The following is a 24,998-nucleotide window of genomic DNA, read 5'->3' as shown; positions in this document are numbered from 1 at the left end:
CTCGCGTCTCGCATGCCTCAGCGAGGGCCGTGTCACGAACTCGACCATTTTAGCTTCTGCGAGGGGGGATCGATTGACTTAGGTCAACCGCGGCGCGACGGGTGCCGTCCGACCTGACGGCAGATCAGGATCACCGGAAGCAAGCCGATGGCAACGATCACGAGGGAGGGGACGGCTGCGCCCTCCAACCGCTCGTCTGATGCCAGGCGAAAGGCCTGAACAGCGAGCGTGTCGAAGTTGAACGGGCGCAGGATCAGCGTCGCGGGCAGCTCTTTCATCACATCGACGAAAACGATCAGCAGCGCGGTCAACAGGCTGGGGCGCAGGATCGGGAAGTGCACCCGGCGCAATGTGCCGAAGGCGGATTGGCCAAGCGCCCGGGAGGCCGCGTCCATATTGGCGTTTACCGCCACCTGCCCGCCCTCGTAGGCCCCAAGTGCGGCGGCAAGGAAGCGGATCATATAGGCCGCGACCAGCAGCCAGATCGAGCCGGTGATCAGCAGGCCGGTGGAGACATCGAACGTCGCGCGCATCCATGCATCCAGCGTATTGTCGAACTGCGCAAACGGCACCATCAGCCCCACGGCAATCACCCCGCCGGGCACGGCGTAGCCGAGCCTTGCGATATTGCCCGCAATGCGTGGCCCCCTGCCCTGATCGAGCCGCTGCAGGTAGCCAAGCGCGATGGCGGCGGCGACCGTGCAAAGTGCCGCCGTGCCCGCCAGCAGGATCGAGTTGCGGATGAAGCCAAGATAGCGCGGCGAGAGCAGGTCCTGTTCGGACCCGAGGCCCATCACCGTCAAAGCGATTACCGGGATCACGCAGCCAAAGGCGACCGGAATGGCGCAGAGCAACGTGGCAGCCGCGCCAACCCAGCCCTTGAGCTGCATCCGGGTCATGGGCTCTTGGCGGCGCGTGTTGTGGTAGCGGGCGCGACCGCGCGAGCCGCGCTCGAGCAAGGCCAGCAGCAGTGCAACCGACAGGATGCCGACGGCCAGCTGCGCGGCAGCAGCACGGTCGGCGAGCGAAAACCAGCTGGTGTAGATGCCCGTCGCAAAGGTCTGCACGCCGAAATAGGCGACCGTGCCAAAATCGGCGATCGTCTCCATCACCGCGAGCAGCACGCCGGACGCAATCGCGGGCCGCGCCATGGGGATCGAGACCCGCACAAAGGCCTTGAGCGGCGTCTGGCCAAGAGCGCGCGCGGCGAGGAAGGTTGTGGCGCTTTGCTGCAGGAAGGCGGCGCGGGCCAGCAGGTAGACATACGGGTAGAGCACCAGGATCAGCATCGCCGCCGCGCCCCCCAGCGAGCGGATTTCCGGGAACCAGTAGTCGCGCGGGCCCCAGCCCATCAGTGCGCGCAAGCTCGCCTGCACGATGCCGGGATGGTCCAGAATGTGCGTGTAGGCGTAGGCCAGCACGTAAGCCGGGAAGGCCAGCGGGATCACCAGCGCGATCTCCAGCCAGCGCCTGCCGCGGAATTCGGTCATGGTCACGAGCCACGCGGCCCCGGTGCCAAGCATGAAGGTGCCGACCGAGACCAGTGCCACCAGTGCCGCGGTGTTGCCCACGTATCGGCCCAGCACCGTGCCCGCCAAATGGGCCAGCGTGTCAGAGCCGCCGGTCAGCGCCGCCAGCAAAACCGCCAGCATCGGCAGCAGGCAAATGGCTGCGACGACGCCTGCCACAACGCGCAAGCTGCGCGGGCTACGGCGACGGTCAGACGGGCGAGAGGGGCGCGACAGGCTCAACATCGACGCCCTGTTTACGCCGCGCGCCGGGGATTGGAAAGACAAGACCCAGTAAAATGCTCAGGCACTAGTGGGTGGTCTTGGCCCGCTTGACTGTGAAGAAGAAATCCTGCGGCGGGTCGTCCTTGAACGCGACTTCGTCCGGGACCACATCCGGGCCGGACAGGAAGACATTCGCGCCGAAATGAGTGTGCAGCCGCGACAAGCGCTGCATCCGCTCGCCGGTCAGATCATCGTAGAACTTGGCGTAATTCTCGGTCGCCTTCAGCTCGGCGATCTTGGCGCGGTGCTGGGCCACGCAATGGGCGTGTGCGGCGGCAATTTCGGGATCGGCCATCAGCCGGTCATACTCGGCCTGCAGAAGCGGCAGCTTGGTCTGGGCAGAGGTGTCCTCTTCCCAGTTGTTGTTCATGCGGAACCAGTAGCTCAGGCCCTGATCGCGGTCGACATGGTTCACCCGGCCCCGGTCGCGCTTGACCAGAAAGCTCTCAGCCGAGCGCACGGCATAGTGGTTCAGCGTCACCAGATCGTAGCCATAACTGTCGGTGGTCGAGCGCCAGCCGTTGCGGATCAGCTTCTTGGGCATCGGCTTGCCAGAGCCGTTGACCCATTTGATCTTCTCCCACAGGTCCGGCTTGAGGCCCTTGGGGCGGTGTACGCCCATCTTCTTGTAGATGCCGATATTGCGGAACAGCGTCTTGAAGCCCCAGGCCTGATGCGGCTTGCGGCAGAGCTCCGGCGCGCAGCGGGTGAACTGATTGATCAGGAATTCATCTTTATATTCATGCACATCGGCGTTGCCGAACAGCCGCCAAGTCAGCGAGATCATATTGGCGTCGCCGACCGCCTTATAGAGATCGTCGAGCGTTCCTTTGCCCACGTGTATGTTGATGAACTCGTCCACATCCATCGAGATCGCCCAGCCGGCCTTTTGATAGACCTCTTCGCTATCGGCGGCGTCGAGCGCCCAGTGCTGCGGCTTCAGATCGGTGCCGTGGAACTTATTGTCACGCCGCTGCACAAGGCCCCTCGCCTGCAACAGGTCGAGCAGCTCATCGGTGCCATCGGTGCAGTCATTGGTGTAGATTAGGAAGTCATCGACCCCGATCGCGCGGTGGAAGGCGATCCATTCCAAGATGAACGGACCCTCGTTCTTCATGCAGGTGACGATGATTGTGCGACCGCCGTCGATGGCCTTGCCCGCGGGCTCTTCGACCTTGCTTGCGGGGGGGCGGACGGGCTTGTGTTGCCAGACCTCGGTGGCCATCTCCAGCAGCAGCGGGTCCTCGATCAACGAGGTCTTTGGGGCAAGCTCGGACGGGCTGGCCCCGGGGTGGCGGATGGCCATGGCGCGCCAGAAATGGGCGACCTCGTCGATCCCGGGTTCCGCATCGACGATGCGCACGAAGCGCCAGATGCGCTCGCTGCCGACACGGGCGGGGGCGACGCACCAGCGCCGATTGGCACGGGGATTGTCGAACTGGCGGCAGATATGGTCGGCGAAGTGCACGTTTTTCTTGGGCCGGATGCGCCATGGGTAGGTGCGCTGCCCGATCAATTGGATCACGCCCACCCCGCTGTCATGCACCGTCTTGAACGGTTGCTGGCCGGGCTGCAGCAGATCGCTGAGGTCGAGATTTATCACCGCGCGGGCACGGCCGAGGAAGCGCCATTTCGCCCATTCATAGAGCGCAAGATCCGCGAGCGGCGCGTGTTGCGGATCGCGCGGCAGGTCTTCCATGCGGTCCTTGCCGGGCGCATCGGGCGCGTTGAACGGGTGTGCCGCGGGCGGCAAATCGAGCGCGCCGAGCGGCACGGGCGAGGTCACATGCACGAAGCGCTGCACCCCCAGCTCGGCGCAAAGCGCTGCAAGTTTACGCTCGAACCCTTTGTTCAGGTTCGGTTTTTCACGATCAATCAACAGCACCGCCTGCAGGCCATGGCCGACGATGTGGTAGCGCAGCCAAGCCTCGATCACCTCCAGGCTTTCACCGTTCCGCTCCGCAATGCAGACATTCAGGTCTGCGAACAAGTCGGTCTCCGGCATCTGCACGGGCAGCTTCAACTCGCCCTCTTTCAGGGCCATCTTGATATGGTTTGCGGGGGCGTCCGCGACGCCCACAAACATTGGCCCGCCATTGATCATGCGCGCCTCGGAAAACTTGGCGCATCCCTGCCGCGGCTTAGGGTCGAACGGGTCGTAGGACGTGCCCGTCTTGAAGAACACCCGCAGCCCCATGCCCCCCAAAGGGTCCGCCCAACCGATGCAATCAAGGGCCACAAGCCCTTGATCCTGAACCACATTCAAGGATCGTCGCAGGTAGATTTCCGTGTCAGCCATGGGCGTGTCCATACAGCCTGACAAGCTCCATGGCTACGGGATCGGGCAAATGCGCACTATTTTCCGCCAGCAGCAGACGGCCGAACAGTTTCAGCTCTTCGGGCTCTTTCATCAGATGCGCCAGCCGTGCCTGATGCCACGCGCGCGCCTGCACCTGCGCCTCTGCCACCCCGGGGATGTCCATCAAATCCTCCAACATGGCCTTCGTCGCGGGCAACATCAAGGCGATCGTGCGCTCCTCGACCGTGTTGAAGTTGCGCTCGACCCAGTAGGTCAGGTCGACCTGCTTCTGACGGTGATTGGGCAGGCCCCGCCCCCGTTTCAGCATGAAATCCGCCGCCGAGCGGACGGAGTAGTGGTTCAGCTGCACCAGCTCACGCGCGATGGGCTTGCCCCACAGCATGATCTGCGTGTCATTGGCCGCCAACCGATCCACCACCGGCGCGCCGGAGCCATCGACGACCTTTGGCGGCGGGTGCCGCTCGGGGTTCTTTTGCTTGGGCCGGTGCACGCCGAATTGCCGAAACGGTCCGTCCCGCCGAAACAGCGATTTGAAGAACGAGCCAAGCGCGGGGTAAAGCAGCGTCTCGGGCGCTGCATGGGTGAACCGCTCAAGCGTCAGATCGTCGGACAGGGTGATGTGCCCGCTATGGCCGAACAGACGCCAGGGCATCAAGATCACGTCAGCTTCGGCGCGCGCGATCAGATCAGGGACGCCCCGCAACCCATTGCCAAGGTTCATGAATTCATCGCAGTCCACGCAGCCGATCCAGTCGGACGCTTTGACCAGCGGATGGTCCCATGCTGCCTTCAACGCGCGCCATTGCGGTGGCTTCGCGCCGTCTTCGAGAGGAACGTGCACGACGTCCGGCAAAAGCTCCAAAAGCGCCTCTGTGCCGTCGTCGCAATCATTGGTGTAGACCAGAAATCCCGTCACGCCCGCGGCGCGGTGATGGGCAATCCATTCCAGCAGATGCGGGCCCTCGTTGCGCATGGTGGTGACAAGTGTGATTTTCATGTGTCGCCTGTTGCCCTTTCGACCCGTAAATCCCTGAAAACGAATCAGCTTTTTCTTGCGTTTTAACCCCTCCTTTGCGAGAATCGAAACAATGATAAGAAGGGGCTGGGATTAACCCCGCCCATGAGACGAGGCAGACACGTGTCCAAAGACTACGCCATCGCCCAGCTGTGGATCGGCGGGAACCTGTCCTATATGGAGCAGCTTTGCGCGGTCTCGTTTCGGGACGCGGGCCATCACGTCAAGATGTACACCTATGGCGATGTCGGCAACATTCCCGACGGGATCGAGGTCTGCGATGCCAACGAAATCATGTCCATCGACACGGTCATCGCCCACAAGCGCACCGGCTCGCCCGCGCCGCAGGCCGACAAGTGGCGCTACAACATGCTGACCAAGACCGACGACCAGATCTGGGCCGACACCGACGCCTATTGCGTCAAGAAATTCACCACGCCCAACGGGCATTTCCACGGCTGGGAAAGCGCGCATCACATCAACAACGGCGTCGTGGGCCTGCCCGCCGACAGCGACACGCTGGCCGGGCTGATCGACTTCACCTCCGACGAATACGCCATCCCCGATTGGTTCAACGAGGACCTGAAGGCCGAGATGCGCGCCAAGAAAGAGGCGGGCGACCCGGTCCATGTGGGCGAGCAGAGCTGGGGTGTCTGGGGGCCGCAGGCGCTGACCCATTTCCTGCACAAGACCGGCGAGCACAAATACGCCATGCCGATCGAGGCGCTGTTCCCGATTAGCTTCAAGCAGCGCCGGATGATGCTGAAGCCGAACGAGGATCTGTCCCACCGCATCACCGACAACACGCTGTCGATCCATTTCTGGGGCCGCCGGATGCGCATGCGCATCATCGAGCGCGAGGGCGGCGAGCCGCATCCCGACAGCCTGATCGGCAAGCTGATCAAGAAGCACGGGATCGTCCCCTCGGACGCGCCCCTTCCAAAGTCGAACCCCCACAGGCCCAAAGAGCCGAAGATGATCCCCGGCACCTCGATCCCCGAGGTGACCAATGCGGACCGCGCGGGCCGCGGCGTGGTGAACCTGACCGATATCGCGGATGCCAAGGGGCTCGACCAAGGCAGCCGCAAACACGGCTTTTCCGAGCTCTACCAGCTTCTCTTCTCGCCCTTCCGCGCCCGCGCGATCCACATGGGCCTGCTTGGCCTCGGCGATATCGAAGCGGGCAGCCCAGAGGCGCAGATGTGGCTGGAATACCTGCCCAAGGCCAAGATTACCGGCATCGACGAGCGGCCCATGGCCGGACTGACGCTCGACCGGCTCACCACGCTGCGCGCCAGCTCGGACGCGATGGAGACGCTGGAAAACGGCACGGCGCATACGGGCAATTTCGACTTCATCCTCGACGACGCGACCCATGCCTCACACCACCAGCAGCATGCCTTCGTGACGCTGTTCCCGAAGCTCAAGCCCGGCGGCGTCTATATCATCGAGGATTTGCGCTTCCAGCCCAAGGCGCTGGAGAAAAGCGGCTACCCGCGCACCGCGGTGCTGTTCCAGGGCTACCTGCACGAAGGCGGCTTCGCCCACCCGAACCCGCGCATTCAGGACGCGCTCAACGACATGCGCGCCGACTTCTCAGGCTGCTTCATTCATCAGGCCAAATGGCACAAGGAAAAGCGCGACCAGGTGCTTGTGGTGCAGAAGCGATGAGCGCCGAGACGCATCTGATCGCCGCCGCGATGCGCAACGAGGGCCCGTACCTCGTCGAATGGATCGCCCATCATCTGGGCCTGGGCTTTGACCACGCGCTGGTCTTCACCCATGGCAGCCAGGACGGCACCGACAAGATGCTGCGCCGGTTGGAAAAGCTGGGCGTCGCCACCCACCGTCGCAATCCGCCCCCCGAGCGGCGCACCGGCGGCCATCGCCCCCGGGCGGCCCGCCGCGCACTGCGCGATCCGGTCTACTTGGCCCATGACTGGGCGATGTTCATCGACCCCAATGAGTTCGTGAACCTTGACGCGTCGCATATCAGCGCGCTGACCGCCCGGGGCCTGCCCCTGACCCTGCCCCGCCGCATCTTCGGCAGTGCGGGGGTGTCCAGCTTCCACGACGGCTTCCAGACAGAGACGTTCCGTCGGGCCGCGGCAGAGCTGTCGCCGCTCGGTCCGCGCAGCCTGCACCGCACCGCCGTGCAGACACCGGCAGAGCCGCCTTCGGCGCAATTCGGCCAGATCAACTGCTACGCCACCCGCACCCGTGAGGCGTTTTTGCTGGAGGCGCACCTGACCGGCAAGGCCCCGGCACGCTTCCATACGCTCAACCGGGCGGAGGTCTACGACGCCTCGATCCTGCCCAAGCTCGACGCGATGAAGGACATCTATGACGAGCTGATGTCCGACCATAAGCTCGCACGCCTGCACAACCGCGCGGTGGAATGGCACCGCACCCAGATCGACCGCTTGAAGCAGACCGAGGCGGGCCGCGAAATAGAACGCGCGCTCAAACCCGGGCTCGCCCTGTTCCCGGGCTTGCGCCAGAGGCTGTCGGCATGAGCGGCGCGATCGACCTCAAATCGCCCGCAGAAGAGCTCGACCGCAAGGCGTGGAACGCCGAGCTGCGCGCCCTGGGCGACGAGCACGGATTTTTCGAAGAGTTGGGCGCGGACCACACCGCGCTGTTCGTGAAATCCGGCAAGACGCTGATCGTGACCTTCGAGAACCTCGATCATGTGTTCGATCATGGCAATCGTCTGCCCTGGGGCTTCGATTTCGTGCAAAAGCAGGGCTGGTCGATTCTTGGCCTGATGGCCCATGACTGGACCTGGTACCGCGACGACGATGTGATCGCCTTCTTCAAGCGGCTTAAATCCACGGGCTTTTTCAAGCAGTTCGAGCGGGTCGTCTTCTACGGCGCCTCGATGGGGGCCTATGCGGCTTGCGCGTTCTCTGCCGCCTGCCCCGGTGCCACGGTCGTGGCCATCAGCCCGCAAGCGACTCTGGACCGCGACGTGACCTCTTGGGAGACGCGCTACCAGAAGGCGTGGAAGCGCAACTACAACAACGACTTCGGCTATGCGCCCGACATGGTGCGCACGGCCAAGGACGTTTTCATCTTCTACGACCCGCTGGAGCCTGCCGATGCGATGCACGCGGCGCTCTTCCGGGGCGACAACATCACCAAGCTGAAATGCCGCTTTCAGGGCCACCGGATCGCCTCTGGCCTGATCCAGATGGGCCTGCTGAAGGCGGTGGTCGGGGGCTGCGTCGACGGCACCCTGACGCGCACCGGCTTCTACAAGATGCTTCGGGCGCGGCACGGCTTCCGCCGCTACCTGCGCGAGCTGATCCTGCGCATCCCGGAAAAACGACACCCCCTGCTCATCGCCTTCGTGGCGGAGCGGGTTCTAAGCACCGGCAATGGTCCGGTGTTCCGCCGCAAATTGAACGCGGCAAACGCGCTTCTCGAGAAGCGCGGCATAACGCCCCCCGGCAAACGAGGGGGCCCTAACTAATGGCAGAGGCGGGAAAAATTCATGGGGCAGATCTGGCTGCATATCGGCTCCCCTAAGACGGGGACGACCTCACTACAGACCTTCTTGAACGACAACGCCGCGCGACTGCGCGCCGATGGGCGTCTCAACTTCATGGAGACAGGCCGCGCGCATATCGCGCACAACCAGCTGGCCTCCGCCGCGCGCACGGGCACGGCGCGCGCCGTGATGGAGGACATGATGCGCGAAGCCGACAGCATGCCTGAGACGACCCATGTCGCAAGCTCCGAGATGCTGTTCAACCTGTATACCGCGCGAAAGCTCGCCGTCGCCGCCCCCGACGAGATCAAGTCGCGCGTGAAGATCATCTGCTACCTGCGCCGCCAGGACAGCTATCTAGAGGCGTTGTATAAACAATTGCTGAAGAACAGCCGCATCCCGCCCGACCGTGAGGCGTTCTTGAAAGACGCCGCCCGCCGCATGCGCTATCTGGAGACCTTCAAGACCTACGCCGAGATCTTCGGGCGCGACAACGTCATCGTCCGCCCCTTCGGCCCGAAATGGCTGGTCGACGGCGATGTCGTGCGCGACTTCGCCCACCACATCGGGCTGGAGATCAGCGACGATCTGAAACTCGCCGAAGGCCGCGCCAACAAGACGTTCTCCGCCGAAATGTCCGAGCTTCTGGCGCTCATGGGTGAGAAGACCGCGTTCAACACCCGCGAGGTCATCCGCGAACTGATCGCCATCAACCACCCCGGCACGATCAAATCCCGCGACGTCTTCACCCGTATCGAGCGGCGCGAGTTGATGGATGCCCGACTGAAAGAGAACCGCCGGCTGATCAAGCGCTTCATGCCTGATTACAAAGAGTTTTTCGCAACCGACGACCTGCAGACCAACGAGCCGGACCCCTCGCCAGAGGATCAGCTGCACGCGCAGGCCGCCGACCGTCAGGCCGCGACAGAGGCGCTGATGATCGCCATGGGCAACCTTCAGGCCCGCCACAAGGCAGAGCGCGAACTGGTGGTCGAGCCGGAAGAAGCGAAGGCGCCCGCGCCCGCCACCGACGCGCTCGTCGAAGAGGTCGCAGCCCCCACGTGGTACCGCGAAATCTACCCCGGCGGGGACCACGAAGGCTGGTTCCACTCCTTTGGCAACTACGCTGCCTCCTTCGTGGATCGCGGCGACGCCCAACTGGTCGTCAGCTTCGACAACCTCTCCCAAGCGGGCAACGAGGCCTATCAGCGCGAGCCATGGGCGCAGAAATTCTGCGCCGACCAAGGCTATTCTCATCTGGGCGTCTACGCGCAAACCCCCACGTGGTTCCGCGATCAGGCCCTGATCGACCACCTGGTGAAACTGCGCCGCGAAGGCTTCTTCAAAGCCTTTGACAGCGTCTCCTTCGTCGGCACCTCGATGGGCGCATTCGGCGCGCTGACCTTCTCGTCGCTCGCACCCGGCTGCACCGTCGCGGCCTTCTCGCCCCAGACCACGCTCGACGAAGATCTTGTGCCGTGGGAAAACCGGTTCTCCAAGGGTCGCGCGGCGGACTGGTCGCTGGAATACTCGGACGCGGCCAAGCAGACCAAGCGGGCATCAAAGGTCTATGTCGTCTACGACCAGTTCCACGAGGGCGACCGCCGCCATGTCGAGCGGCTGAAGGGCGACAACATCATCCACCTGAAGGGTGCCGGGCTCGGCCATAAATCCGCGCTGGTGTTGTCGCGCATGGAGGCGCTGAAGGATGTGATGAAAGGCTGCATCGAAGGCACCTTGACCGAGCTTGACTTCTTCCGCGCCATCCGTGCACGCAAGGACGTCTACCTCTACCGCCAGACGATGGAGGGCTATCTGGCTGCAAGGGGCCGCGAAGACCGCGCCAAGCGCTTTGGCAACGCGTTCAAAAAGCGACGGCGCAAGCAGGCGGTTTGAGTTGTGAAATCATAAGAACGACCCGGGCGCGCTCGATCAGAGCGCGCCTTCATGTTCGATAAAGGTAACTACCTCGTCCACGCCCTTGCCGGATTTCAACGCCGCCATCACAAACGGTCGCGCGCCGCGTGACGCTCGCGCATCGCTTTCCAGCAGCTCGACCGAAACGCCCACATGGGGCGCGAGGTCCGTCTTGTTGATCACCAGCAGGTCCGAGCGTGTGACCCCCGGCCCCTTCTTGCGTGGAATATCCTGCCCCGCCGCCGTGTCGATCACATAGAGCGTCAGATCGGCCAGCTCCGGCGAAAAGGTTGCCGCCAGATTGTCGCCGCCGCTTTCGATCAAGATCACGTCGAGATCATCAAACGCCGCGCGCAGCTCCGCTACAGCGGCGAGGTTGATCGAGGCATCCTCGCGGATCGCCGTATGCGGACAGCCGCCCGTCTCGACCCCGCGAATGCGCTCCAGCGGCAGGGCCTGCACCCGCATCAGATATTCCGCATCCTCGCGGGTGAAGATGTCGTTGGTGATCACGGCGACCGAGTATTTCGGGCTCAGCGCGCGGCACAGCTGTTCGGTCAGGGTCGTCTTGCCTGCGCCCACGGGGCCGCCAATGCCCACCCGCAAAGGTCCGTTCTTCATGTGCGAAACACCCTTGTTTCCATCACTTCATGCTCCATCGCGGCGATATCCGCGCCAAGCGCGCCAGTCCAGATCTCTGTCTCTGCGGCGACCTCCGCGATGACCTCGTGCAGCGCGCTCAGCACCGCTTGGCCTTCGGTCTGGCCCAAGGGCACGAAGCGCACCGCGACCGAGACAAGGTTCGAGGCGAAGGCGTGCAGATACAGCTTCGCGACCTCTTCCGGGCTCAGTGACAGGCGCTGCGCGACGGTGCCGACCGCGACCGGGAAGGCCATGTCGGGCAGATTTTCGCCGTAAATTCCGTTGGTTGCCGCAAGGAAGGCGCGGCCTTGGGCCATCGTCTCGTCCTCGCGCTCTTTCGACGCGCAGAGCGCAATCGTCAGATCGGCTACGTCCGCGCCCGCCATGGCGCGCTTCAACAGCACCGCGTCGGACCGCCCTGCCCCGAAGCGTAGCACGCCTGTGAGCCAAGCCTGCAATCCCGCCGCATCCGACACGTCGCCTGCGTCAATCGCGCGCTCCAGCCCGTGAGAATATGCGAAGCTGCCCACCGGGAAGGCGGGCGACAGCCATTGGGTCAGCGTCAGGTAGTCAGTCATGGGAATGGTCGTGGGAGTGCCCGAAGGTGCGCCCGTGCCCATACGCACCGCCTTCGGGGCTGAACGCCCGGGTCACGCGGTGCACATGGGCGCCGAGCTGTTCGAGCATGGCGTGCAACACCGGATCTTCTGCAATGTAGAGAGCGGTGTCTGAGATTTCGCAAGGCGTATGGCGGTTGCCGATATGCCAGGCGAGCCGGGTCAGATCGCCGGTTATCTCCAGCACCGCTTCCGGCGCGGCCTCAACCACCACGACGCGCCCATCATCCAGCGAAAATCCATCACCATGGCGCAGGCTTTCCGCGCGCTCAAAATCGGCAAGGAATTCAAGGCCTTCCGCGGCGGTCAGTCGCTTTCGTCGCAACAGCCGCGCGTCATAGGTCAGTGCGATCCGGGCGTCACCGGCCCCAGCATCGCGCACGACCTCGCGCGCCACCGGCAGCGGCGCGCTCATATCGCACCTCTCAGAGATGGTAGATGTCGCGGAACACGTGGCGCGCGATGTCTTCGCGGCGCAGGCCCATTTTGGCCAGCTCGGCGTCGGATTTCGCGTTCAGCTTCTCCATCTGGCGCACGCGGGCGTTGGCCGCAGCGGTCAGATCGGCCGCATTGTAGAGCGACATGAAGAAGTCGCCGATTGCGGACAGGATCGAGTTCGGTTGGGTCTGGCTGACATAGGCCATCGTGCATCTCCTCAAAATCGCGCGCTCCTTCGCGCGCCTTGAGGAATAGATAGGCCCCGCTGCCCCGGTCTGGCAGGCCCAATGCTGCAATGCCGCATTGCGCTGGATGCAAGACTTTCTTCAGCATTTGTAAACGGTTGCGGGCAACTCGTAGACCTCGCCTTCGGGCAGCGGGTCGTAGACGATGGTGTTCGCGCCCGCCTCCTTGGCGGTTTGCTCTGCGGCGCGGCGGGCGTCCTGCAGCCCGATCTCGGCCAAGGGGCCGAACACGCCGGGCTTGCCGGTCACCCGACCCACCCGTTCGCAATTCGCCACCTCGGAGGGCAGCTTTTCCACCACCCCCGGCACCTCGTAGATCGCGGGGGTACAGGCGGTCAGTGCCGCGCCTAGGGCGGCTGGGATCATCAGATTCTTCATGCTCGGACCTCTTCTCAGGTTCTTGTTTTCAATACATGAAATAGCGCTGCGCCATGGGCAGCTCGGTCGCGGGCTCGCAGACCAGCAGCTCGCCATCGGCGCGCACCTCGTAGGTCTCGGGGTTCACCTCGACCTGCGGGGTCGCATCATTCAGCACCATATCGGATTTCCCGATACCACGGGTGCGCTCCACCGCCACGGTCTCTTTCGCAAGGCCCAGCTGCGTGCCAATTCCCGCCGATTGCCCGGCCTGGGAGACAAAGACCACGGCCGAGCGTTCCACCGCACGGCCCATCGCGCCGAACATCGGGCGCGAGTAGACCGGCTGGGGTGTCGGGATCGACGCATTCGGATCGCCCATCTGCGCCACGGCAATCGAGCCGCCGACCAGCACCATCGCGGGCTTCACGCCGAAGAAGGCGAAATCCCACATGGCGAGATCGGCCCGTTTGCCCACCTCGATCGAGCCGATATGCTTGGACATGCCATGGGTGATCGCCGGATTAATCGTGTATTTCGCGATGTAGCGGCGCACGCGCAGGTTGTCATTGTCGCCCGTCTCGTCCGACAGTCGCCCGCGCTGCTTCTTCATCTTGTCCGCCGTCTGCCAGGTGCGAATGATCACCTCGCCCACCCGGCCCATCGCCTGACTGTCCGACGCGATGATCGAAAACGCGCCCATGTCGTGCAGGATGTCCTCGGCCGCGATGGTTTCCTTGCGGATGCGGCTTTCGGCGAAGGCCACATCTTCGGGAATGGATTTGTCCAGGTGGTGGCAGACCATCAGCATGTCGAGATGCTCTTCAAGCGTGTTGACCGTGTAGGGCATCGTCGGGTTGGTGCTGGACGGGATCACGTTCTGGGACGACACGACCTTCATGATGTCGGGCGCATGGCCCCCGCCCGCGCCTTCGGTGTGGAAGGCATGGATCGTGCGATCGCCAATGGCAGCCAGAGTGTTCTCCACAAAGCCGCTTTCGTTCAGCGTATCGGTGTGGATCATCACCTGCACATCCATGTCATCGGCCACAGACAGGCAGCAATCAATCGCGCCGGGGGTCGTGCCCCAATCCTCGTGCAGCTTCATGGCGCAGGCACCGGCGTTGATCATCTCGACCAGTGCGTCGGGTTTCGAGGCATTGCCTTTCGACGAGAAGCCCAGATTGACCGGCATCCCGTCCACGGCCTGCATCATTCGCCCGATATGCCACGCCCCGGGCGTGCAGGTGGTGGCGAGCGTGCCGTGGGCCGGGCCGGTGCCGCCGCCCAGCATCGTGGTCACGCCGGAATGGATCGCGTCGTCGACCTGCTGCGGGCAGATGAAGTGAATATGGGCGTCAAAGCCGCCTGCGGTCAGGATTCGCCCCTCGCCGGCGATGGCCTCTGTCCCGGGGCCGATGATGATGTCGACGCCGTCCTGTGTGTCCGGGTTGCCCGCCTTGCCGATCCCCGCGATCAAGCCGTCGCGCAGGCCCACATCGGCCTTGTAGATGCCGGTGTGGTCCACGATCAGCGCGTTGGTGATCACCGTGTCCACCGCCCCGCCCGCGCGGGTGACCTGCGACTGACCCATGCCGTCGCGGATCACCTTGCCGCCGCCGAATTTGACCTCTTCGCCATAGGTGGTGAGGTCGCGCTCGACCTCGATGATCAGATCGGTGTCCGCAAGCCGCACCCGGTCGCCCGTAGTCGGCCCGTACATATCCGCATAGGTGCCCCGTGAGATCGTCGCCATGTTACAGCGCCCCCATGATCTTTTGATTGAACCCGTAGACCGCGCGCCCGCCGCCCAAGGGCACCAGCGTGACCTCCCGGCGCTGGCCCGGCTCGAACCGCACGGCGGTGCCCGACGCGATGTCGAGCCGCATGCCGCGCGCGGCCTCGCGATCAAATTCGAGCCCCTCGTTCGTTTCCGCAAAGTGGTAATGCGAGCCGACCTGCACCGGTCTGTCGCCCGTATTGGCCACTTCGATGACAACTGCTTCGGCCCCGACATTCAGTTCGATCGAGCCGTCTGCGACTATGACTTCCCCTGGTATCATATTGATCTCCCTAGCGAATTGGGTGGTGGACGGTGACCAGCTTGGTCCCGTCGGGGAAGGTCGCCTCGACCTGCACGTCGTGGATCATCTCGGCGATCCCATCCATGCACTGATCGCGGCGCACGACCGATGCACCCGCCTCCATCAGATCGGCGACGCTGCGCCCGTCGCGCGCGCCCTCGACGACGTAATCGGTGATCAGCGCAATGGCTTCGGGGTGGTTCAGCTTCACCCCCCGCTCCAGCCGCCCGCGCGCCACCATGGCCGCGAGCGAGATCAGAAGCTTGTCCTTTTCCCGAGGTGTCAGGTTCATCTCATCTCCCCTAAATCTGCCAGACCCGTGGCAACGCGGCCCCGCCGCGCAGCACGTGCAACACTTGGGCCACGTAGCGGCGCAGCGGCCAACTGTCGCCCGCATGGGCCCGAATGATCAACTTGTCGTCCCAGCCGCTTACCGCTGCCGTGACGCTTTCCATCTCCACCGCCCGCGCGGCCTCGGCCAGCAGCGGGGCATCCGCGCCGAACAGGCCGAGCGAGGCAATCGCGCCCGCGCCGCGCAGCCCGGAGGCTCCTTCAAAGCCTAAAAGGCCTGCGGTCACTTCCAGCGGCTCGGCGTAAATCAAGCGCCCGTCCCGGCGCACGTCGCGCGCGTCGCGCAAGATCACGTCGGACAGGTGCTCGCCCATCGCGTGACGACCTAAGGCCAGCAGCTCCACGAACAGGAAGGTCGCATCCGCGGCCAGCGCGACCGACAGCGACCGTGACAGCCGACCGCCTTCGTAGGCGATGACTTCTTGTGGCAACCAGTCCAGCCGCGCGCCTGCGCCGACCTTCAAATCCACCGCGACCTCGCCAAAACCGCCCGCGCTGGCATAGACGCGCTCTGCTGTTTGCGTGGTGGCGACGACCTGCGCAGCTGGCTCCACGGTCAGCGCATAATCCAATCGGTCCCCGCCAGTGATCCCGCCAGCAGTATTCAGGAACACCACTTCCGGCACCGGCCCGTGCACCTTGGGCAGCATGACCTTCGCCGCCCCCGACTGGTGCAGCCCGCGCAAACCTGCGCCAATGGCGACCGAGGCACGGCCCCGAACCCTTTGATGAGCAACAGCATCCAACATCGCGGCAAGACTGACCGGCGGGGCCACGGCCCGCAATATCCGCCGCCTCCGCACGCCCGGCGAAAGCGCAAATTTCTACCGCTGCGCCCATTTTTTGGGCAAACGGCAAGCCGCCCTCTGGCGCAGCCGCGCCCAAGCGGCTAATCAGCGGCGAAACGAGGGGGACCACCATGACAACGCTGACCATCACGCGCCCGGATGACTGGCACCTGCACCTGCGCGATGGCGACATGCTGCGCGCCGTGCTCCCCGAGACGGCCCGCCATTTTGGCCGCGCAATCATCATGCCCAATCTGGTGCCGCCCGTGGTCACCGCCGCCGACGCCGCCGACTACCGCGACCGGATCATGGCCGCAAAGCCCGACAACTCGAAATTCCAGCCCCTGATGACGCTCTATCTGACGGAGGAGACGGAGGTCAAAGACCTGCGCGCCGCCGCCGAGATCGGGCTCATCCACGCGGTCAAGCTGTACCCGGCGGGGGCCACGACGAACTCCGCCTCAGGCGTCAAAGACTTCACCAAGGTCAAGCGCGTGCTGGAAAACATGGCCCAGATCGGCCTGCCGCTTTGCGTCCATGGCGAGGTCACAGACCCCGATATCGACATCTTCGACCGCGAGGCGGTGTTCATCGACCGCGTGCTTGACCCGATCCGCCGTGACATTCCCGGTCTGCGCGTGGTGATGGAGCATATCACAACCAGCCAGGGCGCCGATTACGCGCGCGAGGGCGGCGATGATCTGGGCGCGACGATCACGACGCACCATCTGGTCATCAACCGCAACCATATCTTGGCGGGCGGCATCAAGCCGCATTACTACTGCCTGCCCGTCGCCAAGCGCGAAGAACACCGCCTCGCCCTGCGCAAAGCCGCTACTTCTGGTGACAAAAGCTTCTTCCTCGGCACAGACTCCGCGCCCCACACGGACGCCAACAAGCTGCTGCCCTGTGGCTGTGCGGGCTGCTTCACAGCCACGAACACCATGTCGATTCTGGCCGAAGTGTTCGAACAGGAAGCCGCGCTCGACAAGCTCGAGGCCTTCGCCTCGCTCAACGGCCCGGCCTTCTACCGGATGGAGCAGAACCAAGACACGATCACGCTGACCCGTGGCGATCCCGTCGCCTACCCAGACCACATCGCCACTGCTCAAGGCCCGGTTACCGTGTTCGACCCGCAAATGCCGCTGCACTGGCGCGTCACCTGACTTCTTTATTGCTTCAAAAATAGTCCCGCCGGAGGCACCCATGATCCCAACCAGCTACCCCACCCGCGAAGAAATCGCGCGCCTGTCGGCCTCCATGCTGCTCGAGATCGGCGCAGTCCACTTCAACGCGCGCGAGCCGTTCACCCACGCCTCCGGCAAGAAGGCGCCCACCTATGTCGACTGCCGTAAGCTGATTTCCTTCCCGCGCATCCGCACCACGCTTATGGATTTCCTGGCCTGCACGATCATGCGCGAGGCCGGGTTCGAGGCGTTTGACAATGTCGCCGGTGGCGAAACCGCGGGCATCCCCTTCGGCGCCTTCATCGCCGAGCGCCTCGCCCTGCCGATGACTTACGTGCGCAAGAAGCCCAAGGGCTACGGCCGCAACGCCCGGATTGAGGGCGTAATGACCGAGGGCCAGCGCGTGCTGCTGGTCGAGGATATGACGACCGATGGCGGCTCCAAGATCAGCTTTGTCGAGGCGATCCGCGAGACCGGCGCGACCTGCGGCCATACGGCGGTGATCTTCTTCTACGACATCTTCCCCGACACCCGCGATGTGCTGGCCGGTCACGGCATTGCGCTGCATGCGCTGTGCACATGGTGGGACGTGCTCGCCGTTGCCCGCGACACGGAAGCTTTCGATGTCGAGACGCTCGACGAGGTCGAGCGCTTCCTGCGCGCGCCCGCCGAGTGGCAAGCCAACCACGGCTGATTCTTTTCCGACCCGGCGCTGTCAGGCGGCCCTTACGGCAGGCAAGCCTTTGCCGATGTCAGAGAGCATTTTGTGTAAATGTGCCGGAACACAGCGCAAAATTGACCAAGCGGAAACTTTAGCAACATCTTGACGAAACGCCCCCTTTCGCCGCAATATGAGGTGGAAATCCAAGACCCACAGGTTACCCACAGGATATCCAGATTGCTTTGATCTGGCCTATCCGTCATGGCTGTGACCAGGGACGAAGGGGACAATAATGAACGATCTAAGTACGGCGCCGAGCGCGGGGCCAGGCGCGTCGGTGCATGTCGACGCGGCAGGCGCTCTGCCCCATAACATCGAGGCTGAGCAGCAGCTTCTGGGGGCCATTCTGACGAACAATGACGTGTTCGACCGGGTGGCCTCCGTCATCCAGGCCGAGCATTTCTTTGACCCGGTGCATCGCCGCATCTACGAGACCTCGGCCGCGCGCATCCACAAGAACCTGCTGGTCTCGCCGGTGACGCTGAAGCCCTATTTCGAGGAAGACGAGGGCCTCAAAGAACTTGGCGGCCCCGCCTATCTGGTCCGGCTGCAAGGCGCCTCGATTTCCGCCTTCGCCGCGCGCGACTACGCGCAGATGATCTACGATCTGGCGATCCGCCGCGAGCTGATCGAGCTGGGCCAGGAGATCGCCTCCAAGGCCGGGACCGTCGATACCGAAAGCGACCCCAAAAGCCAGATTGTCGATGCCGAACAGCGTCTCTATGCACTGGCCGAACAGGGTCAGGCGGAAAGCGGATTTCAGAGCTTTCTCAAGGCGGTAACGCAAGCGGTTGATGTCGCCAACGCCGCCTATCAACGCGATGGCGGTCTGGCTGGCGTGTCCACCGGGCTGATCGACATGGACAAGAAGCTCGGCGGGCTGCATCGCTCCGACCTGTTGATCCTCGCCGGGCGTCCGTCGATGGGCAAGACCTCGCTGGCGACCAACATCGCGTTCAATGTTGCCAAGGCCTACAAAAAGGGCATGACCCACGAAGGCACCGAAGGTGCGGTCGAGGGCGGCGCGGTAGGCTTCTTCTCGCTCGAGATGTCCGCCGAACAGCTGGCCGCACGCGTTCTGTCCGAAGCGGCGGAGGTCCCGTCCGAACAAATCCGCCGTGGCGACATGAACGAAACCGAGTTCCGCCGCTTTGTGGAAGCCGCGAAATCCTTGGAAAGCTGCCCGCTTTTCATCGATGACACCCCCGCCCTGCCTATCTCGCAGCTTGCCGCCCGCGCGCGGCGCCTCAAGCGGACGCACGGGCTGGACGTGCTGATCATCGACTATTTGCAGCTGGTGCGCCCGGCGACCGCGAAGGACAGCCGGGTGAACGAGGTCTCCGAGATCACCCAAGGCCTGAAGGCCATCGCCAAGGAGCTCGATATCCCGGTGATCGCCTTGTCCCAGCTGTCGCGTCAGGTGGAAAACCGCGAAGACAAGCGCCCGCAGCTGTCCGACCTGCGGGAATCAGGCTCGATCGAGCAGGACGCCGATGTTGTGATGTTCGTGTACCGCGAGGAATACTACAAAGAGCGCGAGAAGCCCGCCGATCACGAGTTGGAAAAGATGGCCGCTTGGCAGGATGCCATGTCCCACTGCCACGGCAAGGCGGAGGTCATCATCGGCAAGCAGCGTCACGGCCCCATTGGGTCGGTCGAGCTGAGCTTCGAGGGGCGCTTCACCCGCTTCGGCAACCTTGTGAAGCCTTGGCAGGACGGCAATTCGGGCGGCGACGATTTCTAGGCCGCGCGTGCCTCAGGCGCGACGCACCTCCTGCAACTGAAACCGGCTCTTGGCTGACAACAAATCGGCGGGGCGCCCCAGCAGGTAGCCCTGCCCCAAAGGCACGCCAAGATCGTGCAACGCGGCGAATTCGTCTTCCGTCTCGATTCCCTCGGCCACGATCTGCGCGCCGATCTCGTTGGCAAAGGACACCAGCGCTGCGGCAAGCGAGCGTTTGACGACGTCAAACCCGATGCCGGATGTCAGCGAGATATCGAGCTTCAGGATATCGGGCTTCATCCGCACGATCTGTTGCAATCCGGAATACCCCGCCCCCGCATCGTCTATCGCCAGCCGCGCGCCGCGGAAGCGCAGCTGATCCAGCTGATCCATCAGCTTGTCGTAATCCTCGACCTCGGCATGCTCGGTAATTTCAAGCACGATCCGGTCGGCCTGCGCGGTTCGAAACAAATCTGACAGCGCACCGGTCATGACCGTGTTGGGCGAGGCGTTGACCGACACATATACATGGCGCGGCAGCTCTGGCAGCGCGGCCAGCGCACGGCTGATCGTAGCGCATTCCAGCTCTTCCTGCAGTCCAACGCTACGGGCCTCGTCGAACCACAGGTTGGGCGGGCGATATGGGTCTGACTTGAAGCGCGACAGCGCCTCGAACCCGTTGGGGCGGCGCGAGCCCATGTCGAAGATCGGCTGATAGACGATCTCGAAATTGTCTTCCTCCAACACGTTACGGATACGCGCGCGACGCGCCTCTTCGTCCGTGCGCACGGCAAGCACCATGTTGATGTGATCGGCTGACAACCCGGCGAAAGCGCGCATTACCGACAGGTCCCGCTCGTTCAGCGAGGCTTGCGGCTTGCGCGACAGGCAGCAAAACATCCCATAAAATGACCCGTCAGACCGGCAGATCGGCACGCTGACATGGGAGCCGATCGGCAAAGCAGTCGTAAGCGGGATCGTCTGCGCAAAGGGAATAGCCGCCGTATCGGGGATCAATTCCGGCAAACGCCCCTCCAGAATATGGGGGCAATAGACCTGGTCGAGCGGCATCTCGCCGCCCACGGCGATCATATCCTCCAAGCCCGGCGCGCAGACGGCGCGAAACACAAGCTTTTCGCCGACGAATTCCGACAGGTAGGCGACCTCCATCTCCAGATGTCCGCGCACGAATGCGAGGGCCGTGTCGATGATATCCCCGGTCATACCCGCCGACCCGGCACCGATAATCAATCGTCCAAAATCAGCGCTGCCTTGACGCATTCCTCGCCTCCGAAATCAATCCTTCGAGAGCTACGAGATCGCGGTAAGCGGAAGGTTACCAATGTCCGGCAAATCACATCGAATTTGGATAAAATCCAACGAGTTAACCTAGTCGGCCTTGCGGCCCTCGGTATGTTTGCGCAGCTTGGAGCGGCCCGGTTTCTTGCGCCCTTTGAACGGGTTGGCCTCGTTTTGCGAGCGCATGAACAGCCGGATCGGTGTGCCGGGCATATCGAAATCTTCGCGCAGCCCGTTAACCAGATATCGCGAGTAGCTTGCGGGCAGCAGATCGGGATGGGACGCCATGACGACGAAGCCGGGCGGGCGCGCCTTCACCTGTGTAATGTAGCGCAGCTTGATGCGTTTGCCCTGCGGCGCGGGGGGCGGGTGCTGCTCCAGCATGCCTACCAGCCAGCGGTTCAGCATCGAGGTCGACACCCGCGTGTTCCACACCCGGTGCGCCTCGACAATCGCGTCATGCAGCCGCTCCAGACCCCGGCCCGTCTTGGCGGACACGGTGATCAGCGGCGCGCCGCGCAGCTGCGGCAGAAGGCGGGTGAACTGCTCTTTCAGGGCGCGCAGCTTGTCCTGCTTCTCGCCCTCAAGATCCCATTTGTTGACCGCCAGAACCACGGCGCGGCCTTCGCGTTCGGCCAGATCGGCGATGCGCAGATCCTGCTGCTCGAACGGGATGTCGACATCCAGAAGCACCACGACGACTTCGGCGAATTTCACCGCACGCAGCCCGTCGGAGACCGACAGCTTCTCGAGCTTGTCCTGCACCTTCGCCTTCTTGCGCATGCCCGCCGTGTCGAAAATCCGCATGGGCGTGCCGGACCAGGTCGTCTGCACAGAGATCGCGTCGCGGGTGATACCGGCCTCGGGGCCGGTCAGCAGGCGGTCTTCGCCCAGGATCTGGTTGATCAGGGTCGACTTGCCCGCATTCGGACGCCCCACAACGGCAATTTGCAAAGGTTTCGAGGGGGTTGCGGGAACATATTCATGTTCCTCATCGTCATCCTCGGGCACGTCGACTTCGACCTCGGGGGTGTAGTCTTCGGCCAGCTCTTCGTGGTCCGCGATCATCGGGCGCAGCACGGCAGCCAGGTCCGCCATCCCTTCGCCATGCTCGGCGGACAGACCCAAGGGCTCGCCCAGACCAAGCGAAAACGCCTCCATCATGCCAGCAGCACCTGCAGCGCCTTCGGCCTTGTTGGCACCAAGGATCACACGCGCCGACTTCTTGCGCAGGATGTCCGCGAAAATCTCGTCCGCGGGCAACACGCCCGCCCGCGCGTCGATCAGGAACAGGCAGGCATCGGCCATCTCGACCGCGCGTTCGGTCAGCATCCGCATCCGGCCCTGCAGGCTTTCGTCGGTGGCCATCTCAAGCCCGGCCGTGTCGATGATGGTGAACTTCAGATCGCCCAGCCGCGCGGCCCCCTCGCGCAGGTCGCGCGTCACCCCGGGCTGGTCATCGACCAGCGCCAGCCGCTTGCCGACCAGGCGGTTGAACAGCGTGGATTTGCCCACATTCGGGCGGCCCACTATGGCGAGGGTGAAGGACATTTCTAAAAGCGCTCCAAGGCAGTCAGAGGCGCGTCATACAGCCTATTGCTGTCAACGGAAAGCGGCGAGTTGCCCCCGGCCCGTCATCACGTAAAGCGTGCCGTTCACGACCGCCGGGGCCGAGGCCGCGCCGCCTTTCAGCGCCACATTGCCCACCAGCGCACCGGTGGCCGGGTCATAGCTGCGCAGCGCGCCGTCGCCAGAGGCCACGATCAGCCGCCCACCGGCAAGGATCGGTCCGTAGTGCGAATAGATCTCGTCGCGGCGCTGCAAGCGGCGCGCGGTGTAATAGGGCAGCTCGACGCCCCAGATTTTCTCGCCCGTGTCGCGGTCCAGCCGGATCAACTCGTTGCGGTCGGAGACAAGGAACACGCTGTCGCCTGCGGGCAGAACGGGGCCATAGGCGCCTTCCTGCGCGGTCCAGATGCGCTCGCCATTACTGGCCTTGATCGCGACGGTGCGCCCGCTCTGGTTGGCCGCGTAAATCGTGCCGTCCAGAACCACCGGATCACCCGTCACGTCAGAGACGGAGGCGTAGGCCACCCCGCGCCGCTGCCCTGCGACCGACGAGCCCCAGACGCGGATGCCGCTTTTTTTCAGGGCCGCCGACAGCTCGCCAGAGCCGAACGGGAAGATCACAACGCGGCCGGAGACCGCCGGGCCGCTGCCGCCCAGAACCAGTGCCGGGCTTGGCGCGCCGGGCAGCTGCCACTGGATGCGGCCATTGTCGGTGCGGATCGCCCAAGCCTGGCTGTCGCGGCTTACCACGTAGACCAGCCCATCCGACACCGTCGGGGCCGAGGTCAGCGGCGCATCAAGGGTCTGGCGCCATTTCTGCGCGCCGGAGGTCGCATCCAGCGCGAAGAGCTCGCCAAAGCCCGTGGCCACAAAGATCGTGTTGTCGGCGAACGCCAATCCCCCGCCCGTGGCGTCGCGGCCCTTGTCGGAGGCGGGCACAAGCTTGCGGCTCCACAAGGTCGCGCCGTCAGAGCCGGTGGCGGTCACGCCGGAGGCCGCGTCGAGGGTAAAGATACGCCCGCCCGCGATCACGGGGTCGGCGGTGATACGTTGCTTGCGGCTGTTGCCCGCGCCGATATTGGCGGTCCAGAGCGGGCTCAGGCTGGCGCCAAGGGCCGGATGTTGGGTGTAGTGCGTGACGCTGCCGCCCCGATGGGTCCAGCTGGTCACATTGGTCTGGGCGGGCGCTGTGAAGCCGCGGGCCAGATCGGCCTCGGCCTCCAGCACAGCCGCCTCTTCGGAGCCGGGCAGCGGCGCGCGGATGTCGAAACGCTCGCCTTCCAGCACCAGTTCGTCCTCGCCGCAGGCCGCAAGGGCCAGCACGGCCGCAAGCGCCGCCGTGGCGCGCCACGCGCCGCGGCGCGTTCCAGATGTGTTCATGTCGCTTGTCATGCCCATATGCGCTCGCGCCTTTATCCCCTGTCCCGCCGCGCTGTCTCTCCGCGCGGTCGTGCCACTCATTCCTCGCACCGGACCTTTCGTCCTGAGACCTTTTAGCCCAATTCCGGCAGCAGCGCTATTGCTGCGCGGCACTCAGGTCGAGGTCCAGATCTCCGCCCAAGGCCACAATCAACTCTGAGGCGCGTCGTTGCAAGCCCGGTGTGAGCCCGGCCGAGCGCAGAATACCGCGCAACCGCTCGATCGCCGCGTCGGTGTCGCCCGCTTCGGCCTGCAAGAGCGCCAGTTGCTCCTCGGCCAGCAGCTGAAACGGCGCACCGGGGGCGGCCAGCGCCTCGAACGCCGCGCGGCGCTCGTCTTCCGGCGTCTCGGGCGGCAACGCGAGGGCGCGTTTGAACGCGGCCAGCGCCGTGTAGATCGCGGGCGCGCCGTCGGCGGCGATCACCTGATCAAGGGCCGCAAGCCCCGCGTCGCTCTGGTCGCCCAGAAGCGCGTCGGCGGCGGCCAGATGGCCCTTGATGGCGGCCTGTTCGGGGTTGGCGGTCTCGACCGCGGCGAGCGATGCGCCGTCGTCATTGGCCTCGATCCCGGCGATGATCGCATCCCCGAAGGCCTGCGCCTCGGCCCGCGCGCTGGCCTTGCGCCACTCGTTGAAGGCCGCGCCGCCCACCACCAGCACGATCACGAGACCGGCAAGCCAGCCCCACTTCTTGAGAAGCTGGAACATGCGGTCGCGGCGGACCTCTTCGGTGACTTCTTCGATGAAGCTGTCGGTGTTGCTCACGGGGGCGTCTCCGTCGTTGCGGTTTGGCAGGGCATACCCCGAAGCCGCGAAGCTTGCCAAGGGGCAAGTCGCAGGCGCGCGAGCCCACGTTTCCGCATCCGCGCTCCCCCAAACACTCGGACCTTTGGCCTGCCGTTGCGCATCGCTTGTGTATTGCTGCACCGCGGCAGACTTGCACGGCGCCCGTGAAAAAGTGTAATCTAAACTGGACGGTTTAGCGTACATGACGTAAGGACCGCGGCAATATCGCCCGGCTT

General features: G+C 64.2%; 23 protein-coding genes. 7 read left to right on the top strand and 16 right to left on the bottom strand.

What is annotated here, in order from left to right; translation table 11 throughout:
* Positions 1-83: 83 nt before the first annotated feature.
* The 3 genes from C8N43_RS01435 to C8N43_RS01425 form a co-directional block, all read right to left on the bottom strand.
* Positions 84-1,754, bottom strand: coding sequence for an ABC transporter permease (locus tag C8N43_RS01435; RefSeq protein WP_107843918.1), 1,671 nt, complete (start codon positions 1,752-1,754; stop codon positions 84-86).
* A gap of 64 nt (positions 1,755-1,818) precedes the next feature.
* Positions 1,819-2,910, bottom strand: coding sequence for a glycosyltransferase family 2 protein (locus C8N43_RS19935; RefSeq protein ID WP_425437073.1), 1,092 nt, complete (start codon positions 2,908-2,910; stop codon positions 1,819-1,821).
* A gap of 1,174 nt (positions 2,911-4,084) precedes the next feature.
* Positions 4,085-5,110, bottom strand: coding sequence for a glycosyltransferase family 2 protein (locus C8N43_RS01425; RefSeq protein ID WP_107843917.1), 1,026 nt, complete (start codon positions 5,108-5,110; stop codon positions 4,085-4,087).
* A 141-nt stretch (positions 5,111-5,251) separates the two neighbouring features.
* On the opposite strand from C8N43_RS01425, the gene C8N43_RS19775 reads away from it, so the two are divergent.
* Genes C8N43_RS19775 through C8N43_RS01400 form a run of 4 tightly spaced genes read left to right on the top strand, consistent with a single transcriptional unit; the run spans position 5,252 to position 10,517 of the window.
* Positions 5,252-6,799: a hypothetical protein gene (locus C8N43_RS19775; protein WP_245912870.1), complete on the top strand. Its 1,548-nt coding sequence runs from the start codon at positions 5,252-5,254 to the stop codon at positions 6,797-6,799.
* Positions 6,796-7,644 carry a glycosyltransferase family 2 protein gene (locus C8N43_RS01410; RefSeq protein ID WP_158269886.1) on the top strand — a complete coding sequence of 283 codons (849 nt, stop codon included), beginning with the start codon at positions 6,796-6,798 and terminating at the stop codon, positions 7,642-7,644. The genes C8N43_RS19775 and C8N43_RS01410 overlap by 4 nt, the downstream gene beginning before the upstream one ends.
* Positions 7,641-8,603, top strand: a complete 963-nt coding sequence (locus C8N43_RS01405) for a phosphoadenosine phosphosulfate reductase (RefSeq protein ID WP_107843915.1) — start codon at positions 7,641-7,643, stop codon at positions 8,601-8,603. The genes C8N43_RS01410 and C8N43_RS01405 overlap by 4 nt, the downstream gene beginning before the upstream one ends.
* A 21-nt stretch (positions 8,604-8,624) precedes the next feature.
* Complete coding sequence (locus C8N43_RS01400) at positions 8,625-10,517, top strand: alpha/beta hydrolase family protein (protein ID WP_107843914.1); 1,893 nt, start codon at positions 8,625-8,627, stop codon at positions 10,515-10,517.
* 36 nt (positions 10,518-10,553) lie between these two features.
* On the opposite strand, the gene ureG is transcribed toward C8N43_RS01400, so the two are convergent.
* The 9 genes from ureG to C8N43_RS01355 all read right to left on the bottom strand — a co-directional run bounded on the left by ureG (position 10,554) and on the right by C8N43_RS01355 (position 16,048).
* Positions 10,554-11,159: an urease accessory protein UreG gene (gene ureG / locus C8N43_RS01395; protein WP_107843913.1), complete on the bottom strand. Its 606-nt coding sequence runs from the start codon at positions 11,157-11,159 to the stop codon at positions 10,554-10,556.
* Positions 11,156-11,758: an urease accessory protein UreF gene (locus C8N43_RS01390; protein ID WP_107843912.1), complete on the bottom strand. Its 603-nt coding sequence runs from the start codon at positions 11,756-11,758 to the stop codon at positions 11,156-11,158. Before C8N43_RS01390 ends, ureG begins: the two co-directional genes overlap by 4 nt.
* Positions 11,751-12,212, bottom strand: coding sequence for an urease accessory protein UreE (locus C8N43_RS01385; RefSeq protein WP_107843911.1), 462 nt, complete (start codon positions 12,210-12,212; stop codon positions 11,751-11,753). The genes C8N43_RS01390 and C8N43_RS01385 overlap by 8 nt, the downstream gene beginning before the upstream one ends.
* A gap of 10 nt (positions 12,213-12,222) precedes the next feature.
* Positions 12,223-12,441 carry a DUF1127 domain-containing protein gene (locus C8N43_RS01380; protein ID WP_107843910.1) on the bottom strand — a complete coding sequence of 73 codons (219 nt, stop codon included), beginning with the start codon at positions 12,439-12,441 and terminating at the stop codon, positions 12,223-12,225.
* 120 nt (positions 12,442-12,561) lie between these two features.
* On the bottom strand, positions 12,562-12,858 hold the full coding sequence (locus C8N43_RS01375) for a hypothetical protein (RefSeq protein WP_107843909.1): 297 nt from the start codon (positions 12,856-12,858) through the stop codon (positions 12,562-12,564).
* Positions 12,859-12,886: 28 nt separating this feature from the next.
* Positions 12,887-14,593 (bottom strand): urease subunit alpha, encoded by a 1,707-nt coding sequence (gene ureC / locus C8N43_RS01370; protein WP_107843908.1) that lies wholly within the window; start codon positions 14,591-14,593, stop codon positions 12,887-12,889.
* A 1-nt stretch (position 14,594) separates the two neighbouring features.
* Positions 14,595-14,900 (bottom strand): urease subunit beta, encoded by a 306-nt coding sequence (locus C8N43_RS01365; RefSeq protein WP_107843907.1) that lies wholly within the window; start codon positions 14,898-14,900, stop codon positions 14,595-14,597.
* Positions 14,901-14,910: 10 nt separating this feature from the next.
* On the bottom strand, positions 14,911-15,213 hold the full coding sequence (locus tag C8N43_RS01360; RefSeq protein WP_107843906.1) for an urease subunit gamma: 303 nt from the start codon (positions 15,211-15,213) through the stop codon (positions 14,911-14,913).
* Positions 15,214-15,223: 10 nt separating this feature from the next.
* Positions 15,224-16,048, bottom strand: coding sequence for an urease accessory protein UreD (locus C8N43_RS01355; RefSeq protein WP_245913006.1), 825 nt, complete (start codon positions 16,046-16,048; stop codon positions 15,224-15,226).
* A 143-nt stretch (positions 16,049-16,191) separates the two neighbouring features.
* Here C8N43_RS01355 and pyrC point away from each other — a divergent pair, with 143 nt between their 5' ends.
* The 3 genes from pyrC to C8N43_RS01340 all read left to right on the top strand — a co-directional run bounded on the left by pyrC (position 16,192) and on the right by C8N43_RS01340 (position 19,712).
* The gene (gene pyrC, locus C8N43_RS01350) at positions 16,192-17,226 is read left to right on the top strand and encodes a dihydroorotase (RefSeq protein ID WP_107843904.1); all 1,035 of its coding nucleotides are present in this window, start codon (positions 16,192-16,194) and stop codon (positions 17,224-17,226) included.
* 40 nt (positions 17,227-17,266) lie between these two features.
* Positions 17,267-17,941 carry an orotate phosphoribosyltransferase gene (locus tag C8N43_RS01345; protein WP_107843903.1) on the top strand — a complete coding sequence of 225 codons (675 nt, stop codon included), beginning with the start codon at positions 17,267-17,269 and terminating at the stop codon, positions 17,939-17,941.
* A 259-nt stretch (positions 17,942-18,200) separates the two neighbouring features.
* On the top strand, positions 18,201-19,712 hold the full coding sequence (locus tag C8N43_RS01340) for a replicative DNA helicase (protein ID WP_107843902.1): 1,512 nt from the start codon (positions 18,201-18,203) through the stop codon (positions 19,710-19,712).
* 12 nt (positions 19,713-19,724) lie between these two features.
* On the opposite strand, the gene C8N43_RS01335 is transcribed toward C8N43_RS01340, so the two are convergent.
* The 4 genes from C8N43_RS01335 to C8N43_RS01320 all read right to left on the bottom strand — a co-directional run bounded on the left by C8N43_RS01335 (position 19,725) and on the right by C8N43_RS01320 (position 24,741).
* Positions 19,725-20,972: a sensor domain-containing phosphodiesterase gene (locus C8N43_RS01335; protein WP_245912869.1), complete on the bottom strand. Its 1,248-nt coding sequence runs from the start codon at positions 20,970-20,972 to the stop codon at positions 19,725-19,727.
* A gap of 108 nt (positions 20,973-21,080) precedes the next feature.
* A complete protein-coding gene (der, locus tag C8N43_RS01330) occupies positions 21,081-22,541 on the bottom strand; it encodes a ribosome biogenesis GTPase Der (RefSeq protein ID WP_107843901.1) in 1,461 nt (486 codons plus the stop codon).
* Positions 22,542-22,592: 51 nt separating this feature from the next.
* Positions 22,593-23,939: a PQQ-like beta-propeller repeat protein gene (locus C8N43_RS01325; protein ID WP_107846185.1), complete on the bottom strand. Its 1,347-nt coding sequence runs from the start codon at positions 23,937-23,939 to the stop codon at positions 22,593-22,595.
* 136 nt (positions 23,940-24,075) lie between these two features.
* Positions 24,076-24,741, bottom strand: a complete 666-nt coding sequence (locus C8N43_RS01320) for a hypothetical protein (RefSeq protein WP_107843900.1) — start codon at positions 24,739-24,741, stop codon at positions 24,076-24,078.
* Between the last annotated feature and the right edge of the window lie 257 nt (positions 24,742-24,998).

The sequence above is a fragment of the Litoreibacter ponti genome (assembly GCF_003054285.1).
GTDB classification, from domain to species: Bacteria; Pseudomonadota; Alphaproteobacteria; order Rhodobacterales; family Rhodobacteraceae; genus Litoreibacter; species Litoreibacter ponti.
This window is presented reverse-complemented; position numbering and strand designations above follow the sequence as displayed.

Bases quoted from the DNA above. Each gene is read 5' to 3' on its own strand.
- C8N43_RS01435 (WP_107843918.1), bottom strand. From the start codon at position 1,754: ATGTTGAGCCTGTCGCGCCCCTCTCGCCCGTCTGACCGTCGCCGTAGC.
- C8N43_RS01400 (WP_107843914.1), top strand. From the start codon at position 8,625: ATGGGGCAGATCTGGCTGCATATCGGCTCCCCTAAGACGGGGACGACC.
- C8N43_RS01390 (WP_107843912.1), bottom strand. From the start codon at position 11,758: ATGACTGACTACCTGACGCTGACCCAATGGCTGTCGCCCGCCTTCCCG.
- C8N43_RS01365 (WP_107843907.1), bottom strand. From the start codon at position 14,900: ATGATACCAGGGGAAGTCATAGTCGCAGACGGCTCGATCGAACTGAAT.
- ureG (WP_107843913.1), bottom strand. From the start codon at position 11,159: ATGAAGAACGGACCTTTGCGGGTGGGCATTGGCGGCCCCGTGGGCGCA.
- C8N43_RS01405 (WP_107843915.1), top strand. From the start codon at position 7,641: ATGAGCGGCGCGATCGACCTCAAATCGCCCGCAGAAGAGCTCGACCGC.
- pyrC (WP_107843904.1), top strand. From the start codon at position 16,192: ATGACAACGCTGACCATCACGCGCCCGGATGACTGGCACCTGCACCTG.
- der (WP_107843901.1), bottom strand. From the start codon at position 22,541: ATGTCCTTCACCCTCGCCATAGTGGGCCGCCCGAATGTGGGCAAATCC.
- C8N43_RS01385 (WP_107843911.1), bottom strand. From the start codon at position 12,212: ATGAGCGCGCCGCTGCCGGTGGCGCGCGAGGTCGTGCGCGATGCTGGG.
- C8N43_RS01340 (WP_107843902.1), top strand. From the start codon at position 18,201: ATGAACGATCTAAGTACGGCGCCGAGCGCGGGGCCAGGCGCGTCGGTG.
- C8N43_RS01335 (WP_245912869.1), bottom strand. From the start codon at position 20,972: ATGCGTCAAGGCAGCGCTGATTTTGGACGATTGATTATCGGTGCCGGG.
- C8N43_RS01375 (WP_107843909.1), bottom strand. From the start codon at position 12,858: ATGAAGAATCTGATGATCCCAGCCGCCCTAGGCGCGGCACTGACCGCC.
- C8N43_RS01325 (WP_107846185.1), bottom strand. From the start codon at position 23,939: ATGAACACATCTGGAACGCGCCGCGGCGCGTGGCGCGCCACGGCGGCG.
- C8N43_RS01425 (WP_107843917.1), bottom strand. From the start codon at position 5,110: ATGAAAATCACACTTGTCACCACCATGCGCAACGAGGGCCCGCATCTG.
- C8N43_RS01410 (WP_158269886.1), top strand. From the start codon at position 6,796: ATGAGCGCCGAGACGCATCTGATCGCCGCCGCGATGCGCAACGAGGGC.
- ureC (WP_107843908.1), bottom strand. From the start codon at position 14,593: ATGGCGACGATCTCACGGGGCACCTATGCGGATATGTACGGGCCGACT.
- C8N43_RS01360 (WP_107843906.1), bottom strand. From the start codon at position 15,213: ATGAACCTGACACCTCGGGAAAAGGACAAGCTTCTGATCTCGCTCGCG.
- C8N43_RS19935 (WP_425437073.1), bottom strand. From the start codon at position 2,910: ATGAAGAACGAGGGTCCGTTCATCTTGGAATGGATCGCCTTCCACCGC.
- C8N43_RS01380 (WP_107843910.1), bottom strand. From the start codon at position 12,441: ATGGCCTATGTCAGCCAGACCCAACCGAACTCGATCCTGTCCGCAATC.
- C8N43_RS01345 (WP_107843903.1), top strand. From the start codon at position 17,267: ATGATCCCAACCAGCTACCCCACCCGCGAAGAAATCGCGCGCCTGTCG.